Origin of the sequence: Streptomyces sp. NPDC017676 (assembly GCF_044329325.1) — a bacterium.
GTDB lineage: Bacteria > Actinomycetota > Actinomycetes > Streptomycetales > Streptomycetaceae > Streptomyces.
Genome location: NZ_JBIRJA010000007.1, coordinates 59,065 through 76,567, shown reverse-complemented (window position 1 = coordinate 76,567; position 17,503 = coordinate 59,065). Strand labels below are relative to the sequence as shown.

The 17,503-nt window shown below is 72.3% G+C and carries 13 protein-coding genes; 4 read left to right on the top strand and 9 right to left on the bottom strand.

What is annotated here, in order from left to right; all coding sequences use genetic code 11:
- Positions 1 to 5 precede the first annotated feature (5 nt).
- From ftsW to rsmH, 8 genes are all read right to left on the bottom strand, one after another.
- Positions 6 to 1,373 carry a putative lipid II flippase FtsW gene (ftsW, locus tag ACH4LD_RS16640; protein WP_132783878.1) on the bottom strand — a complete coding sequence of 456 codons (1,368 nt, stop codon included), beginning with the start codon at positions 1,371 to 1,373 and terminating at the stop codon, positions 6 to 8.
- 68 nt (positions 1,374 to 1,441) lie between these two features.
- A complete protein-coding gene (murD, locus tag ACH4LD_RS16635; RefSeq protein ID WP_398058572.1) occupies positions 1,442 to 2,884 on the bottom strand; it encodes a UDP-N-acetylmuramoyl-L-alanine--D-glutamate ligase in 1,443 nt (480 codons plus the stop codon).
- Positions 2,866 to 3,936, bottom strand: coding sequence for a phospho-N-acetylmuramoyl-pentapeptide-transferase (gene mraY / locus ACH4LD_RS16630; protein ID WP_132784195.1), 1,071 nt, complete (start codon positions 3,934 to 3,936; stop codon positions 2,866 to 2,868). Before mraY ends, murD begins: the two co-directional genes overlap by 19 nt.
- The gene (murF, locus tag ACH4LD_RS16625) at positions 3,936 to 5,351 is read right to left on the bottom strand and encodes a UDP-N-acetylmuramoyl-tripeptide--D-alanyl-D-alanine ligase (protein ID WP_398058573.1); all 1,416 of its coding nucleotides are present in this window, start codon (positions 5,349 to 5,351) and stop codon (positions 3,936 to 3,938) included. The genes mraY and murF overlap by 1 nt, the downstream gene beginning before the upstream one ends.
- A gap of 28 nt (positions 5,352 to 5,379) precedes the next feature.
- Entirely contained in the window at positions 5,380 to 7,035 is a 1,656-nt protein-coding gene (locus ACH4LD_RS16620) for a UDP-N-acetylmuramoyl-L-alanyl-D-glutamate--2,6-diaminopimelate ligase (RefSeq protein WP_398058574.1), read from the bottom strand.
- 31 nt (positions 7,036 to 7,066) lie between these two features.
- Positions 7,067 to 9,031, bottom strand: a complete 1,965-nt coding sequence (locus ACH4LD_RS16615; RefSeq protein ID WP_398058575.1) for a peptidoglycan D,D-transpeptidase FtsI family protein — start codon at positions 9,029 to 9,031, stop codon at positions 7,067 to 7,069.
- 5 nt (positions 9,032 to 9,036) lie between these two features.
- Entirely contained in the window at positions 9,037 to 9,588 is a 552-nt protein-coding gene (locus ACH4LD_RS16610) for a septum formation initiator family protein (RefSeq protein WP_398058576.1), read from the bottom strand.
- A gap of 67 nt (positions 9,589 to 9,655) precedes the next feature.
- Entirely contained in the window at positions 9,656 to 10,612 is a 957-nt protein-coding gene (gene rsmH, locus ACH4LD_RS16605) for a 16S rRNA (cytosine(1402)-N(4))-methyltransferase RsmH (RefSeq protein ID WP_398058577.1), read from the bottom strand.
- Positions 10,613 to 11,031: 419 nt separating this feature from the next.
- Here rsmH and ACH4LD_RS16600 point away from each other — a divergent pair, with 419 nt between their 5' ends.
- The 4 genes from ACH4LD_RS16600 (at position 11,032) to ACH4LD_RS16585 (ending at position 16,612) form a co-directional block, all read left to right on the top strand.
- Entirely contained in the window at positions 11,032 to 11,580 is a 549-nt protein-coding gene (locus tag ACH4LD_RS16600) for a carbonic anhydrase (protein ID WP_132783873.1), read from the top strand.
- 246 nt (positions 11,581 to 11,826) lie between these two features.
- Positions 11,827 to 12,873: an AAA family ATPase gene (locus ACH4LD_RS16595; RefSeq protein ID WP_132783872.1), complete on the top strand. Its 1,047-nt coding sequence runs from the start codon at positions 11,827 to 11,829 to the stop codon at positions 12,871 to 12,873.
- Positions 12,873 to 14,234 carry a DUF58 domain-containing protein gene (locus ACH4LD_RS16590; RefSeq protein WP_132783871.1) on the top strand — a complete coding sequence of 454 codons (1,362 nt, stop codon included), beginning with the start codon at positions 12,873 to 12,875 and terminating at the stop codon, positions 14,232 to 14,234. The genes ACH4LD_RS16595 and ACH4LD_RS16590 overlap by 1 nt, the downstream gene beginning before the upstream one ends.
- Positions 14,231 to 16,612, top strand: coding sequence for a DUF3488 and DUF4129 domain-containing transglutaminase family protein (locus ACH4LD_RS16585; protein WP_398058578.1), 2,382 nt, complete (start codon positions 14,231 to 14,233; stop codon positions 16,610 to 16,612). Before ACH4LD_RS16590 ends, ACH4LD_RS16585 begins: the two co-directional genes overlap by 4 nt.
- Positions 16,613 to 16,945: 333 nt before the next feature.
- Here ACH4LD_RS16585 and ACH4LD_RS16580 read toward each other — a convergent pair whose 3' ends face one another.
- A complete protein-coding gene (locus ACH4LD_RS16580; RefSeq protein WP_103815266.1) occupies positions 16,946 to 17,329 on the bottom strand; it encodes a DUF3040 domain-containing protein in 384 nt (127 codons plus the stop codon).
- Between the last annotated feature and the right edge of the window lie 174 nt (positions 17,330 to 17,503).

The window sequence follows — 17,503 nt, the reverse complement described above, 5'->3', positions numbered from 1 at the left end:
GAAATTCACCGCTCTCCGGACGAACGCGCCGCCGAGGCACGCCGTCGCATCGTGTTCCATCTCCGAGGCCCCCGCTCGGCACCGGAGCCTCCCGCCCGCTTTCTACCAAAGCGAGGTTGCCGCATCGCAAGCGCTGCCCGCGCAGCGGGCTCGTCGCGCGCGAAGGCGATCAGCAGCCCGATGGCGAACATGGTCGGCAGCAGGGCGGACCCTCCGTAGGAGAACAGCGGGAGGGGGACACCGGCGATCGGCAGCAGACCGAGCACCGCACCGATGTTGATCACCGCCTGGGCGGTGATCCAGGTGGTCACGCCTCCCGCGGCGTACCTCACGAAGGGGTCCTCCGTGCGTCCGGCCACGCGGATACCCGCATAGCCTAGAGCCGCGAACAGGGCGAGCACCGACAGTGTCCCCGCCAGGCCCAGTTCCTCACCGGTGACGGCGAAGATGAAGTCGGTGTGGGCTTCCGGGAGTTGGCCCCATTTTTCCACACTCGCGCCGAGTCCGGAGCCGAAGAGTCCGCCGGAGGCCAGCGCGTAGATGCCGTGCACGGCCTGCCAGCAGTCGGCGACCCCGGCCTTGGGCTCGGTGGCACCGATGCAGGCGAGGCGGGCCATCCGGTTGGGGCTCGTCTTGATGAGCGTCACACCGATCAGGCCGGCGACGGACAGCACGCCCGCGAACAGCCGGGTCGGCGCGCCCGCCAGCCAGAGCAGGCCGAAGAGGATCGCCGTGAGGATGATCGCGGTGCCCATGTCACCGCCGAGCATGATCAGCCCGAGCAGCAGGAACGCGACCGGGACCAGCGGCACCAGCATGTGCTTCCACTGGGTCAGCAGCTTCCTCTCCTGCTTGCGGGCGATCAGGTCCGCGCCCCACAGCACCAGGGCCAGCTTGCCGAACTCGCTGGGCTGGATCTGGAAGGAGCCGCCGAGGGAGATCCAGTTCTGGTTGCCGTTGACCGCCATCCCTATCCCGGGCACCTGCACCAGGGCCATCAGGAAGACGGCGCCGGCGAGGATCGGGTAGGCCAGCGCCCGGTGCAGTTTCACCGGCATGCGGGAGGCGGCGAACAGCAGTGCGCCGCCGATGAGTGCGGCGAGGAACTGCTTGCGGAAGAAGTACGACCCGGGCAGCGAGAGCTGGAGCGCGGTGATCTGGGAGGCCGAGTAGACCATCACCAGGCCCAGCACGGTGATCAGCACACTGCCGCCGACGATCAGGTAGTAGGCGGTCAGCGGCCGGTCCCAGGCCCTGCGCGCCCGCGTGTAGAGCCGTTGTACGGGGTTCTCGCGCGGGGGCCGGGGAACGGTGGACCGCGGGCGCCGGGACGCCCGCTGCACGGGTGGCCGGCCGGTACGGCTACTGGGCATCGGCGCCTCCGCTGAACGTCGACCGTCCCACGCGTCCCTCCCAAGATCCGCCCGGCAGGCGGCCGGGGTCAGGCGCCGAGTTCGCGGACCGCCGCCGCGAACGCGTCACCGCGCTGGTTGTAGTTGGTGAACATGTCCATGGAGGCACAGGCCGGGGCCAGCAGCACCGTGTCGCCGGGCTGAGCCAGCCGCTTCGCTTCCGTCACCGCCTGGAGCATCGCCCCAGTGTCGGTCCGGTCGAGGTCGACCACGGGTACTTCCGGCGCGTGTCGCGCGAGGGCGTCCCGGATCAGGGCGCGGTCGGCACCGATCAGGACGACACCGCGCAGCCGCTTCGCCGACCTGGCGACCAGCTCGTCGAAGGTCGCGCCCTTCGCCAGACCGCCCGCGATCCATACGATCGGTTCATATGACGCCAATGACGCTTCCGCGGCGTGGGTGTTGGTCGCCTTGGAGTCGTCCACGTACGCCACCCCGTCGATGTCGGCGACGTGCGCGATGCGGTGGGCGTCCGGGCGGAAGGCCCGCAGGCCGTCCCGTACGGCGCTCGCGGGCACTCCGAAGGCGCGGGCGAGGGCCGCGGCGGCAAGGGCGTTGGCGATGTTGTGCGGCGCGGGCGGGTCGACGTCGGAGACCTCGGCCAACTCCTGCGCGTTCTCGTGCCGGTTCTCGACGAAGGCACGGTCGACCAGGATGCCGTCCACGACGCCGAGTTGGGAGGGCCCGGGCGTGCCGAGGGTGAATCCGATGGCCCGGCAGCCCTCTTCGACGTCGGCCTCGCGCACGAGGTCCTCGGTGGCCTTGTCGGCGACGTTGTAGACGCAGGCGACCTTGTTGCCCTCGTAGATGCGGCCCTTGTCGCGCGCGTACGCCTCCATGGAGCCGTGCCAGTCGAGATGGTCCGGGGCGAGGTTGAGGACCACCGCGGAGTGCGCCCGCAGGGAGGGCGCCCAGTGGAGCTGGTAGCTGGACAGCTCGACGGCGAGCACGTCGTACCGCTCCTCGCCGAGGACCGCGTCCAGCAGGGAGACGCCGATGTTGCCCACGGCGGCCGTGCGCAGGCCCGCCGCCTTCAGGATGGAGGCGAGCATCTGGACGGTCGTGGTCTTGCCGTTGGTGCCCGTCACGGCCAGCCACGGGGCCGCGTGGGGGCCGCGCAGCCGCCAGGCCAGCTCCACGTCGCCCCAGACCGGCACGCCGGCCTTCTCCGCGGCGAGGAACAGCGGCTTGTCGGGCTTCCAGCCCGGCGCGGTGACGATCAGCTCGGTGCCCTCCGGCAGGATCTCGCCGTCGCCGAGGCGCACGGTGATGCCGAGCGCCTCCAGCTCCGCGGCCTGTTCCCGCGCGCGTGCGTCGTCGCCGTCGTTGACGACCGTGACGACCGCCCCGCGCGCGTGCAGCACTTTCGCCGCCGGGACGCCGGAGACGCCGAGCCCGGCGACGGTGACGCGCTTGCCCTGGAAGTCGGAAGGCCCAGAAGGCACCGAGGAGGTCACTTGTCCGCTGCCCATCCCGCGTAGAAGAGGCCCAGTCCGACGATCACGCAGATGCCCTGGATGATCCAGAACCGGACCACCACCAGGACTTCGGACCAGCCCTTGAGTTCGAAGTGGTGCTGGAGCGGTGCCATCCGGAAGACGCGCTTGCCGGTGAGCCGGAAGGAGCCGACCTGGATGACGACCGACATGGTGATGAGGACGAACAGACCGCCCATGATGGCCACCAGCAGCTCCGTGCGGGAGAGGATGGCCAGGCCGGTGAGGACACCGCCGAGGGCGAGCGAGCCGGTGTCGCCCATGAAGATCTTCGCCGGCGAGGTGTTCCACCACAGGAAGCCGAGGCAGGCACCCATCAGCGCGGAGGCGACCACGGCCAGGTCCAGCGGGTCGCGCACCTCGTAGCAGGCGCCGGGGTTGGTGAGGGTCTGCGCGTTGGCGCAGGACTCCTGGAACTGCCAGACGCCGATGAACGTGTAGGCGCCGAAGACGAGCACGGAGGCGCCGGTGGCCAGACCGTCCAGACCGTCGGTGAGGTTCACGCCGTTCGACATGGCGAGGATCATGAACAGGGCCCAGACGACGAACAGCACCGGGCCGATGGACCAGCCGAAGTCGGTGATGAACGACAGCTTGGTGGAGGCCGGGGTGTTGCCGCGGGCGTCGGAGAACTGCAGCGACAGCACGGCGAAGGCGATGCCGACGATCAGCTGGCCGGCCATCTTGGCCTTGGCCCGCAGGCCCAGCGAGCGACGCTTGACGATCTTGATGTAGTCGTCGAGGAAGCCGACCAGGCCCATGCCGAACATCAGGCCGAGGACCAGCAGCCCGGAGTAGGTGGGCGGGTAACCGGTGATGAGCTTGCTCAGGAAGTACGCGGCGATCGTCGCCAGGATGAAGGCGATACCGCCCATGGTCGGCGTACCGCGCTTGCTGGCGTGCTCGCGCGGGCCGTCGTCACGGATGTACTGGCCGTAGCCCTTGCGGGCGAGGAGCTTGATCAGCAGCGGGGTGCCGACCAGCGTCAGGAAGAGGCCAATGACTCCTGAGAACAGGATCTGCTTCATCATCGGGCGGCAACCTCACCCTCGGCACCGGTCTCGACGAGCGCCTGGGCGACGCTCTCCAGACCCACCGAACGGGACGCCTTCACGAGCACGACGTCCCCCGGGCGCAACTCGCTGCGCAACAGGTCGATCGCCGCCTGTGCGTCGGACACGTGCACCGACTCCTCACCCCACGAACCCTCGTTATATGCGCCCAATTGCAGCCAGGAGGCCTCAATCCCCCCGACGGCGACGAGCTTGCTGACGTTGAGCCGGACGGCGAGCCGTCCGACGGCGTCGTGCTCGGCGAGCGCCTCGTCCCCCAGCTCGGCCATCTTGCCGAGCACCGCCCACGTGCGGCACCCCTTGCCCATGGCCGCGAGCGCCCTGAGGGCGGCCCGCATGGACTCGGGGTTGGCGTTGTAGGCGTCGTTGACGATGGTCACGCCGTCCGGGCGCTCGGTGACCTCCATGCGCCAGCGGGAGAGGGAGCCCGCCTCGGAGAGCGCGGTGGCGATCTCTTCCGCGGACATGCCCAGCTCATGGGCGACGGCGGCCGCGGCGAGCGCGTTCGACACGTGGTGCTCACCGTACAGGCGCATCGTCAGATCACTTGCACCGGAGGGTGTGTGAAGCCTGAAGGAGGGCTGTCCGCTGTCCGTGAGTCGTACGTTCTCGGCCCGTACGTCCGCTTCGGCCGACTCTCCGAAAAGGACCACCTTCGCCTTGGTACGGGAGGCCATGGCCCGCACCAGCGGGTCGTCGGCGTTGAGGATCGCCACGCCGCCCTCCTCCGCCGGGGGAAGCGCCTCCACGAGTTCGCCCTTGGCCTGGGCGATCTGCTCACGTCCGCCGAACTCGCCGATGTGGGCGCTGCCGACGTTGAGCACCAGGCCGATCCTCGGCGGGGTGAGGCCGGTGAGGTAGCGGATGTGCCCGATGCCCCGGGCGCCCATCTCCAGCACGAGGAACCGTGTCTCCTCGGTGGCGGACAGGGCGGTCAGCGGCAGCCCGATCTCGTTGTTGAGCGAGCCGGGCGTGAACACCGTCGGTGCCTTGCGCCGCAGCACCTGGGCGATGAGGTCCTTGGTGCTGGTCTTGCCGGCCGAGCCGGTCAGGGCGACGAGGGTCGCGCCGAGCCGGCGTACGACGTGCCGGGCGAGAGCGCCGAGGGCCGTCTGGACGTCCTCGACGACGATCGCGGGGACGCCGACCGGGCGGGAGGCCAGCACGGCCACCGCGCCCGCCTCGGTCACCGCCCGGGCGTAGTCGTGGCCGTCCACGCGCTCGCCGACGAAGGCGGCGAACAGGCTGCCGGGCACCACCTCGCGGGAGTCCCGGACGACCGGCCCCGTGACCTGTACGGACGGATCCGGTATGTCGTGCGTCTGCCCGCCGACGACTGCTGCGATCTCGGCGAGGGAGAGGGCGATCACAAGTTCATCCCCTGGGTCTTCTGGATTTTCATCCCTGGGTCTTCTGGATGGCTTCGCGGAGCACCTGGCGGTCGTCGAAGGGACGGACCACGCCGGCGATGTCCTGGCCCTGCTCGTGGCCCTTGCCCGCGACCAGCACGGTGTCGCCGGCCTGGGCGCGGCCCACGGCGGCGGCGACGGCGGCGGCCCGGTCCTCGAAGAGGAGGACCTCGCCGCGCTCGTGCGCGGGCACGGAGGCCGCGCCCTGGAGCATGGTCGCGAGGATCGCGAGGGGATCCTCGGAGCGGGGGTTGTCGGAGGTCAGCACGGCCGTGTCGGCGAGCCGGGCCACGGCGGCGCCCATCGGAGCGCGCTTGGTCCGGTCGCGGTCGCCGCCGCAGCCGAGGACGACGTGCAGCCGGCCCTTGGTGACCTTGCGCAGCGCCTTGAGCACCGACTCGACGGCGTCGGTCTTGTGGGCGTAGTCGACCACCGCCAGGTAGGGCTGCCCGGCGTCGACGCGCTCCAGGCGGCCCGGGACGCCCGGGACGGCGGCGATGCCGTCGGCGGCGGTCTGCGGGTCGAGGCCGGCCGCGGCGAGGGCGACGATGGCGGCGAGGGTGTTCGCCACGTTGAAGGGGCCCGGCAGCGGCGACTTCGCGTGCACGCGCTCGCCGTTCGGGCCGAGGACGGTGAACGTCGAGTCCATGGGACCGACCTGGACGTCCTGGGCGCGCCAGTCGGCGTCGGGGTGGCCCTCGGCGGAGTAGGTGACGACCGGCACGGTCGCCTCCTTCGCGAGCCGGCGGCCGTACTCGTCGTCGGCGTTGACCACGCCGAATGCGCTGCGTTCCGGCGTGAACAGCTGCGCCTTGGCCCGGAAGTAGTCCTCCATGTCGGAGTGGAACTCCATGTGTTCCGGGCTGAGGTTGGTGAAGACGGCGATGTCGAAGACGCAGCCGTCGACCCGGCCGAGGACCAGGGCGTGGCTGGAGACCTCCATGGCGACGGCCTCGACGCCCCCTTCGCGCATGACGGCGAACAGGGCCTGGAGGTCGGTGGCTTCGGGCGTGGTGCGCTCGGACTTGATGCGCTCGTCGCCGATGCGGATCTCGACGGTGCCGATGAGACCGGTCGAACGGACGGTCTTCAGGCCGCCCTCCACCAGGTAGGCGGTGGTGGTCTTGCCGGAGGTGCCGGTGATGCCGATCTGGAGCAGGTCGCGGCCCGGGTGGCGGTAGATCGTGGCCGCCAGCTCTCCCATCCGCCCGCGCGGGTCCTCGACCACCAGGACGGGCAGCCCGGACGCGGCGGCGCGCTCGGCGCCCGTGGGGTCGGTGAGCACGGCCACGGCGCCCAGGCTCGCGGCCTGGGTGACGAAGTCGGCGCCGTGCAGCCGGGCGCCCGGGAGGGCGGCGTACAGGTCACCGGGGCGGACCGCGCGCGAGTCGTGGGTGATCCCCGTGACCTCGGCGGCGGCTTCCGGCGCGGTGACACCCAGCTGGCCGGCGAGCTCCGCGAGGGGTGTGGCGGGGAGCGTCGTCGGCCGGGGCAGTCCCGGATACGTCACGGGTTGACCCTTCTGGGTGATGGGGGACTGATCAGCGTGTGGCACGGCGGTGAGCGTACCGGGCGTACCCGCTCCGGAGCGAAGTGAGGGCATGTGGGCGCCTTGGTTCCCGGGGTCCGGGGTGATCGTTGTCACGAGCTGGTTCCTGGTGTTTCCGAGGTGCTGATCAGGGCTTGTAGTCGACGGGCAGGTTGGCGGCCTTCGCGCCGGTCGGCGGGACCTGGAGGGTCTTCAGGGCGAACTCCATCACCTGCTTGTAGATGGGGGCGCAGATCTGGCCGCCGAAGTAGCTGCCCGAGGTGGCGTTCTGGATGGCGCAGTAGACGGTGATCCGGGGGTTGTCGGCGGGGGCGAAGCCGGCGAAGGACGACGTGTAGCCGCGGTAGCGGCCGGTGACCGGATCCACGCGGTTGGCGGTGCCGGTCTTGCCCGCGACCCGGTACCCGGGGATGCGGGCCTTGATGCCGGTGCCCTGCCCGTCGTCCACGACGGACTCCAGCATCTGCGCGAGGCTCTTGGCGGTCTTCTCGCTGACGACCCGTGTCTGCTCGGGCTTCGGCGCGGGGTCGAAGCGGCCGTCGGCGCCCTTGGTACCGCGCACCAGGGTCGGCTGGACGCGGACGCCGCCGTTGGCGATGGTCGAGTACACGGAGGCGGCCTGCATCGCGTTGATGGAGAAGCCCTGACCGAAGGGAATCGTGTACTGCTGCGAGGTGGACCACTTCTGCGGCGGCGCGAGGATGCCGGCGGTCTCGCCGGGGAAGCCGAGACCGGTGGGGCTGCCGATGCCGAACTTGCGCAGGTACGAGTAGAGGACCTTGTTGGCCTCGGGCTGGGTCCCGCCGAGTTCGCCGGTGGCCAGGATGGTGCCGATGTTGCTGGACTTGGCGAGCACGCCGTTGAGGGTCAGGTACCAGGTGGCGTGGTCGACGTCGTCCTGGAAGAGCCGGTCGCCGCGGTGCAGCCGGTTGGGTACGACGACATGGGTGAGCGGGGTCGCTACCTTCCGCTCCAGCACGGCCGCCATCGACATCACCTTCGCCGTGGAACCGGGCTCGTAGGCGTCCTGGACGGCCGCGTTGCCCATGGCGTCGCCGTCGGCCTTCGACAGGTCGTTGGGGTCGAAGCCGGGCGAGTTGGCCATGGCGAGGATCTGGCCGGTCCGGGTGTCCTGGACGACGACGTACCCCCGGTCCGCCTTGGACTTCCTCACCTGCTCGCTGATCGCGTCCTGCGCGGCCCACTGGATGTCGCGGTCGATGGTCAGCTCGACGTCGGAGCCGGGCACGGCGGGGGTCTCGGTGGACCCGGCCGTCGGCACCTGGCGCCCGCCGGCCTGGGCGTAGCGGACCTTGCCGTCCTTCCCGGAGAGCTGCTTGTCCAGCTCCTGCTCGATGCCGCCGCCGCCCCGGCCGTCGGCGTTGACCCAGCCCAGTATCCCGGCGGCCAGGTCGCCGTTGGGGTACACGCGCTGGCTGCTGGGGTCCGCGAAGACACCGGCCAGCACGTTGACGGTGGTGTGGTCGGTCTCCGACTTGTTGGTGAGCGCGGTCTTCAGGTCCTTGATCTGCTTCCAGACCTGCGGCGTCTGCCGGGCGGCGAGCCGGGTGTAGCGGGAGTTCTTGTTCGCGGGGCGCAGTTTCCTGACGAGCGCGGCCTGGTCCTGGCCGAGGATCGGGGCGAGCAGCGCGGCGGCCTTCTCGGGGCCGTCGGAGATCTTCAGCTGTGCGCGGCTGAACATCGTCGGGTCGGCCGTGATGTCGTACGCGTCCTCGCTGACGGCGAGGGCGACGCCGTTGCGGTCGGTGATCTCGCCGCGCTCGGCGGCCAGCGTGTGCACCACGTACCGGTTCTGCTCGGCCCGTGCCGTGTAGGAGCTCGCGTCGACGGCCTGGACCTGGAGCAGCCGCACCACGAAGGCGAGCAGCACCAGGGTCAGGGCGAGGCTGACCAGGCGCAGCCGGGGCCGGGGGCTGCCGAGCCGGAGGGGGCGCGACACCGGGGGCCGGGCCCCGCCGGAGCGGCGGACCGGCCGGGCACCGGGCCCGGGCTGCCGCCGGACGGCACCCCGCGGCCGGGGAGGCTTGGCGGGCGCGGGCACGCGGCGGCGCGGCGGTTCCCTGTCGGACACTTCCGTCACCTGCCGGGGGTCGGGGTGGGGATGGGCTGGAGGGTGGCGGGCGGCGCGGGGGGCGCGGCCGCCGGGTCGCTCGGGGGCCGCGGCGGCACGGTGGGGGCCGGGGCGGCGGGCGGGGCCGTGGAGATGGCGCCGGCCGGGGTGAGGGGCCCGGGGCCGGCCGGGGCCGTGAGGGCGGCGGGCTCGGGGGCGGCGACGCCGGGGACGCCCTTGACGGTGCCGTCGGGGCCGAGGAAGGCCGGGTCGCCGCCGGGGACCATGCCGAGTTGGCGGGCGCGGCGCTGCAGGGCGTCCGGGGACGAGTAGGCGTCGATGTCCCGCTGGAGGGCCTGCTCCTGGTCGGTGAGGTTCTTCGTCTGCTTCTCCAGGTCGGCGAGTTCGAACGAGCCTTCGCTGAGCGCGGAGTTCAGCACCAGCAGCCCGATGAGGCCGCCACCGAGGAGCACGACGACGAGCAGGACGAACGGGGTGCGGGCCGCCTGGGCGCGGCCGGCCGGGAGGAGCCGGGCGAGCCGGGCGGCCCTCCCCTTCAGCTCGGGTTTCCTGCTCACTGCTCCCCCGGTGCGTGCGGGACACCGCTCCCCCGAGGCACGGGGGAACCCTTCCGACCCGTCTCGCTCACTCGACGTCCTCCCGGATGCGCTCGGCACCCCGCAGTCTGGCCGGTGCGGCCCGGCGGTTCTCGGCGATCTCTTCCTCGGTGGGAAGTTCGGCACCACGGGTGAGCAGCTTGAGCCGCGGCTGGTACCGCTCGGGCACGACGGGCAGCCCCGGCGGGGCGGTGGTGGCGGCCCCGGCCGCGAACACCTGCTTGACGAGTCGGTCTTCGAGCGAGTGGTACGACAGCACGGCGATGCGCCCACCGACGTCCAGGGCCTTCACGGCGGCCGGGATCGCCCGCTCCAGGACCGACAGTTCGCCGTTGACCTCGATGCGCAGCGCCTGGAAGGTGCGCTTGGCCGGATTGCCGCCGGTGCGCTTGGCGGCCTGTGGCAGCGCGTCCCGGATGAGTTCCACGAGCCGCGCGCTGTTGCTGAACGGCTCCTTCTCGCGCTCCCGGACGATGGCGGCGACGATCCGCTTGGCCTGCTTCTCCTCGCCGTACGCCCGCAGGATCCGCACGAGTTCGCCGGCCGGGTAGGTGTTGAGGACCTCGGCGGCGCTGATCCCGGTCGTCTGGTCCATGCGCATGTCCAGGGGCGCGTCCTGCGCGTAGGCGAAGCCCCGGTCGGCCTCGTCGAGCTGCATGGAGGAGACGCCGAGGTCGAACAGCACGCCCTGCACGCGCGCGATGCCGAGCCGGTCCAGCACCTCGGGCAGCTCGTCGTACACGGCGTGCACGAGGGTGGCGCGGTCCCCGTAGGAAGCCAGCCGCTCGCCGGACAGCCGCAGCGCCTCCTTGTCCCGGTCGAGGCCGATCAGCCGCGCCTCGGGGAACCGGCCGAGCAGCGCCTCGCTGTGCCCGCCGAGGCCGAGGGTGCAGTCGACGACCACCGCGCCCGGCTGCTCCAGGGCGGGCGCCAGCAGGTCCAGGCACCGCTGGAGCATCACCGGGACGTGTCGACTCTGGCTCAAGGGGGCCTCTCAGGATCCGGCGCAGGATACGCACTGCCTCGGGTCCCCGCCAGCTCGTGAAGGTGCGGCCTGCCGGCGCCGGAAGCGTCAGCCGACCGGGAGCGGGAGGAGGCCGAGCCGTACGTACGCGCCGCGCGCGTGGGGAGACGGTCCGGGCGCGTGCCGGGGTCTCCGGGGGTTTCACCAGCAGGAAGAGCCACGCCTCCCGCTTCGCGCCACTTTAGTCCACCCTGTCTCGCGGTCAATCAACCGGCCTGCGCGTCGCGCACCGCGCGCGGACCGGTGCGGTCATTCGAAGGGATTCATCCGTCCGGTCGGGTTTGCCCTCCGTGTGGGTTAGCTCACAACACGCCACGATGACGATTTTTGTCCCCCCTCACAGCAAGCCGGAACCTCGCGTGACCAGTAACGTCGTCAGCATGACGACTTCAGCAGCAGTGCCCACTGGACCCGAAGGCGCCATACCAGCCGGCGAGACCGTGACCGACCGCCTCGTGGAGGCCAACCGGCGGTACGCCGAAGCGTTCACGGACCCCGGCATGGACGCCAGCCCCGTTCTCCACGTCGCCGTCGTCGCGTGCATGGACGCCCGCCTCGACCTGCACAAGGCCCTCGGCCTGCAGCTCGGCGACTGCCACACGATCCGCAACGCGGGCGGTGTGGTCACCGACGACGTCATCCGGTCGCTGACCATCAGCCAGCGCAAGCTCGGCACCCGCAGCATCGTGCTCATCCACCACACCGGCTGCGGCCTGGAGGCCCTCACCGAGGACTTCCGCAGCGAGCTGGAGATGGAGGTCGGCCAGCGGCCGTCCTGGGCCGTGGAGTCCTTCCACGACGTGGACCAGGACGTGCGCCAGTCCATGCAGCGGGTGCGCACCTCGCCGTTCCTGCTGCACACCGACGACGTCCGCGGCTTCGTCTTCGACGTGCGCACCGGTCTGCTGCGCGAGGTCGACCCGGCCTGAACCGGGGTGCCGGCCCATCGCCCCGGAACACATCCCGCCGTTCTGTATCGAAAATGCGGTCGAAAGGTCGTAAGACCGGCATCGCGCGGGCAGTTGTCCACAGGCGAGTGACACGAATCGGTAACGGCAGCAAGAATGCGGGGTGTGACGTCACGCGGAACTTTTCCCGCGTGGTGTCCGTGTTTCGGGGTGGGCCGGTTTCGCACGAGAGCGTCGGCCCGGAATGAACGGGCCGAGGAGGGCCGGGTGACGACCTATGACGATCGAGCGAGCCTCACTGAGCTGACCGCCACGGTGGAGCGGGTGCGCGGTTCGGTGGAGGGCGTGATCGAGGGCAAGCCCGAGGTCGTACGACTCGCGCTGACCGTGCTGCTCGCGGAGGGCCACCTGCTGATCGAGGACGTCCCCGGGGTGGGCAAGACGATGCTCGCCAAGGCGCTGGCGCGGTCCATCGACTGCTCGGTGCGGCGCATCCAGTTCACACCGGACCTGCTGCCCTCGGACATCACCGGTGTGTCCATCTGGGACCAGCAGCGCCGGGACTTCGAGTTCAAGCCGGGCGCCATCTTCGCGCAGATCGTGATCGGCGACGAGATCAACCGCGCCTCGCCCAAGACCCAGTCCGCGCTGCTGGAGTCGATGGAGGAGCGGCAGGTCACCATCGACGGGCAGACGTACGAACTGCCCAGCCCCTTCATGGTGGTGGCCACCCAGAACCCGGTCGAGATGGAGGGCACCTACCCGCTGCCCGAGGCCCAGCGCGACCGCTTCATGGCCCGCGTCTCCGTCGGCTACCCGAGCGTGGAGGCCGAGCTGCAGATGCTCGACATCCACGGCGGGGTCAGCCCCCTGGACGACCTCCAGCCGGTGGCGCACGCGCACGAGATCGTGAAGCTGATCGAGGCGGTGCGCGGGGTGCACGTCGCCGAGCCGGTCCGGCGCTACGCGGTCGAACTGGTCGCCGCCACCCGTGCCCACCCCGACCTCAGACTCGGCGCATCCCCGCGCGCGACGCTCCACCTGCTGCGCGCGGCCAAGGCGTCCGCGGCCCTCGCCGGCCGGGAGTACGCGCTGCCGGACGACGTCCAGGCCCTCGCCGTCGCCGTCCTCGCCCACCGTCTGCTGCCCACGGCGCAGGCTCAGCTGAACCGCCGCACGGCCGAGCAGGTGGTGCTGGAGATCCTCCAGCACACCCCGGTGCCCACCGCCCAGACCCCGGTCCCGCAGAACGGCTTCGGCGGCCTGGGCCGCAACGTCCCGGCCTATCCCCAGCAGCCCCCGCGGAGTCTGTGATGACGTCCTGGGGGGCGGGTCAGGCGGAGGCCGACCGCGGGGAGGCGGGCGGGATCCGTACGGCCCTGGCGGGCCTCACCACCCGGGGCCGCTCCTTCCTCGCGGCCGGGATCGCCGCCGCGATCTGCTCGTTCGTGCTGGGCCTGAGCGAGCTGCTGCGGGTCGGCCTGCTGCTCGCGGTCCTGCCCCTGATCTGCGCGGCCGTGCTGTACCGCACGCGCTACCGGGTGGCCGCGAACCGCCGCCTCGCCCCCGCGCGCGTCCCCGCCGGCAGCGAGGCGCGGGTGCACCTGCGCATGGACAACGTCTCCCGGCTGCCCACCGGCCTGCTGATGCTCCAGGACCGGGTGCCGTACGTCCTCGGGCCCCGGCCCCGCTTCGTGCTGGACCGGGTCGAGCCGGGCGGCCGCCGCGAGGTGTCCTACCGGGTCCGCTCCGACCTGCGGGGCCGATATCCGCTCGGCCCGCTCCAGCTGCGGCTCACCGACCCCTTCGGCATGTGCGAGCTGACCCGCTCCTTCTCGACGTACGACACCCTGACGGTCATCCCGCGCGTGGAGCCGCTCTCCCCGGTCCGCTTCGGCGGCGAGGCCAAGGGGTACGGCGACGGACGGCAGCGCTCGCTGGCCCTCGCCGGCGAGGACGACGTCATCCCGCGCGGCTACCGCTACGGCGACGACCTGCGCCGGGTGCACTGGCGGTCCACCGCCCGCTACGGCGAGCTGATGGTGCGCCGCGAGGAGCAGCCCCGGCGCTCCCGGTGCACCGTGCTCCTGGACACCCGCGGCGGCGCCTACGAGGGCGCGGGCCCGGACTCGGCCTTCGAGTGGGCCGTCTCCGGTGCCGCCTCCGTGCTGGTGCACATGCTGGAACGCGGCTTCTCGGTACGGCTGCTGACCGACAGCGGCAGCGCGGTGCCCGGCGAGGGCGCCGACGGGTTCGCGGGCACCGGCCAGGAGACGGCGGACGCGGCCGGACTGATGATGGACACCCTCGCGGTGATCGACCACTCCGACGGCACCGGGCTGTCCCGGGCGTACGACGTGCTGCGCGGCGGCAACGAGGGGCTGCTGATCGCCTTCCTCGGCGACCTGGACGAGGAGCAGGCCACGACGGTCGCCAAGATGAGCCGGCGCAGCGGCGGCGCCGTCGCCTTCGTACTGGACCCCGACACCTGGACCCGGGAGGCGACCGACGTGCCCCGCCCCGGCGACCGGCACGAGGAGCGGCTGCGGATGCTGCGCGAGGCGGGCTGGACGGCGCTGAGCGTGCCGCGCGGCGCCTCGGCGGACGAACTGTGGCGGCAGGCGGACCGGGAGCGCTCCGGACTGACCGCCGTGACCGGGGAGGCGCGGGGATGAGCGGGCGGGCACGACTGGCCCTGTACGCGGCGGCGGCCACCCTGATGGCCTCCTGCTCGCTGCTGCCGCTGGTCACCGAGCCGACCTGGCTGCTGCAACTGGTCCCACTGGTGGCCATCCAGACCGGGGTGGGCGCGGCGGCCCGGCGGGTGCCGCTGGGCCGGACGCTGACCGTGGCGGCGCAGGCGCTGGTCACCCTGATGCTGCTGACCCTGGTCTTCGCCCGGGGGCACGCGCTCATCGGGCTGATCCCCGGCCCGGACACCTTCCGCTACTTCGCCGACCTGCTCCAGCAGGGCACGGACGACGTCAGCCGGTACGCGACACCGGCACCGGTCACCGACGGCATCAAGCTGATGCTGATCGGCGGCGCGCTGCTGATCGGCCTGCTGGTGGACACGCTCGCGGTGACCCTGCGCAGCGCGGCCCCGGCCGGCCTGCCGCTGCTCGCGCTGTACTCGGTGGCCGCGGGCCTGTCCGGGGGCGGCGCGGGCTGGCTGTGGTTCCTGGTGTCCGCGGCCGGCTATCTGATGCTGCTGCTCGCCGAGGGCCGGGACCGGCTCGCCCAGTGGGGTCGCGTCTTCGGCGGCGCGCCCCGCACCCCGGGCGGCCCGGAGGGCGCCGTGGCGCCGGTGCGCACCGGACGCCGGATCGGCGCGGTCGCGCTCGGCGTGGCCCTGGTGGTGCCGCTCGCCCTGCCCACGATCAACGGCGGCCTGCTGGGGGCCGCGGGCACCGGCGTGGGGGTGGGAGGCGGCAACGGCGGCACGATCTCGGCGGTCAACCCGCTGGTGTCCCTGCGCGACAACCTGAACACGAACGACGACCGCCAGGTGCTGACGCTGCGGACGGACTCGAACGACATCTCCGACCTGTACCTGCGGATCGTCTCCCTGGACGACTTCGACGGCACCACCTGGAAACCGGCCCAGCGGCACGTCGTCGGCGTGCCGGACAAGCTCCCCACGCCCATCGGCCTCGGCTCGGACATCGAGCGCGGCAAGGTGACGACGTCCGTCACCGCGGCGGACTGGTACGCGCAGGACTGGCTGCCGATGCCCTACCCGCCGAGCGATGTGACGATCAGCGGCCGGTGGCGGTACGAGCCCGTCGGGATGACCCTCGTCGGCGACCGCGGCCAGACCACGCGCGGCGAGACCTACCAGGTGACCAGCCTGGACGTGCGGCCGACGGCGGAACAGCTCGCCGCCGCGCCGCAGCCGCCGGCCGCCCTGCGGCGGGAGTACACCAAGGTGCCGTCCTCGCTGCCGAAGGTGGTGGCCCGCACCGCGCGGGAGATCACGGCGGGCGCGAGCAGTCACTACGAGGAGGCCGTGAAGCTCCAGGACTGGTTCGCGGTCAACGGCGGCTTCCAGTACGACACCTCGGTGGAGGTGGGCCGCGGTCCCGGCGCCATAGCGAACTTCCTGAAGAAGAAGCAGGGATTCTGCGTCCACTTCTCCTTCGCGATGGCCGCGATGGCCCGCACCCTGGGCATCCCGGCCCGGGTCGCGGTGGGCTTCGCGCCCGGCACCCCGCAGGCCGACGGCACGGTCGCGGTGAGCCAGAAGGACGCGCACGCGTGGCCCGAGCTGTACTTCGAGGGCGTGGGCTGGACCCGCTTCGAGCCGACCCCCACCCGGGGCACCACACCGTCGTACACCCAGTCGGACACGCCCGGCAGCTCCATGCCGGACGAGGCGCTGCCGTCCAAAGGCGCGTCCTCGGCGCCCTCGGCGGCGGCCTCGCCGAGCGAGAGCTGCGCCGGTGAGCTGCGCAAGCTCCAGGCCTGCGGCAGCCCGTCCGCTGCGGCGGTCCCGCACCACGAGGGCGGCGGCGACGGCTGGTGGTGGTGGCCGCTGATCGGGCTGGGCGCGCTGCTGGTCCTGGCGGTTCCGCTGTCGCCGCTGCTGTGGCGGGAGCGGATGCGCGGGCGCCGGCTGGGCGGGCACGCGCGGACGGCGGGGGGCGCGGCGGCGCACACCCTGGCGGCCTGGCAGGAGCTGACCGACAGCGCCTGGGACCACGGCATCTCGCCGGACGAGTCGCTGACTCCGCGCAAGGCCGCCGACCGGATCGTCCGGCTCGGCCATCTCGACACGGCGACCGGGGCCGCCGTGCACCGGGTGGCGGACGCGGTGGAGCAGGTGCTGTACGCGCCCGCCCCGCGCCCGGCCGCGGGGACGGCACAGGACGCGCGCCGGGTGATCGAGGGGCTGCGGGCCACGGTGAGCACCGGGACCCGGCTGCGGGCGCGGTTCCTGCCCCGCTCCTCGGTCCGGGTGCTCTGGGCGCTGTCGGCCCACTGGTCAACCCTGCGCACCCGCCTCGCGGCGGCTCGCCCGACACTACGCCGACCGTCCGGACAGCGCGGGTGAGTACGGGCGGCGCCTTGACCAGGGTGACGCCGGCGGCGCGGGGCTGTACGTACGCGGCGCCGGCGCCCCCAGCACGGCCGACTGCACGCCGCACGGCCGACCGCCGCACGGCTGACCGCGCGCAGCGTGGGCGGCGTGGCTCAGCGGTAGCGCGGCGCGGTGTGCTGCGCACGGCAGCGTGGCCTCACTTCGAGGGGCGCGTCTCAGTGGGCTGAGCGGCCGCGGGGGCGAGCGCACCGTGGCGGCGGCCGAGTACGCGTGAGGGGCGGCCACCGGCTGGTGGCCGCCCCTCACGTATGTCTGCGGGTCCGGCGCCGTGGAGGCGCGGCGCGGTCAGTGACCCTGTTCGTCCCGGCGGCGCTGCCAGCGCTGCTCGATCCGGTCCATCATGGAGCGCTTCGGCCGCGCCTGGCGGCGCGGGGTGCCCGGGGGCTGCTCACCCGGCTTCGGTGCCTTGCGCCAGCCGGTGACGGCGAGCACGGCACACCCCAGCATGACGAGGAAACCCACCACGCTGACCCAGATCAGCTGCGCGACCATTCCGGCCATGAGGAGCGCGATACCCGCGAGGAAGCCTGCGACCGCCTGGTAGACCCGCCGCCGGGTGTACGTCCGCAGCCCGTTTCCCTCAAGCGCCGACGCGAACTTGGGGTCTTCGGCGTACAGCGCTCGCTCCATCTGCTCAAGCATTCGCTGCTCGTGCTCAGAGAGCGGCACGGAGTCCTCCTCATCGTGCAGTCGCCGGGGGCGACCCGGGGGGTCCCTTCAGGATAGGCAGGGAATCGCCCCCGTGAAACCCGCCCCTCTACGCCAATTGGCCAACCGGAGCCCGTCATGGCCGTCCGACTCGCTGAGGCTTCCATTCCCCGGCGGCCGACCCGTCATGCCGGA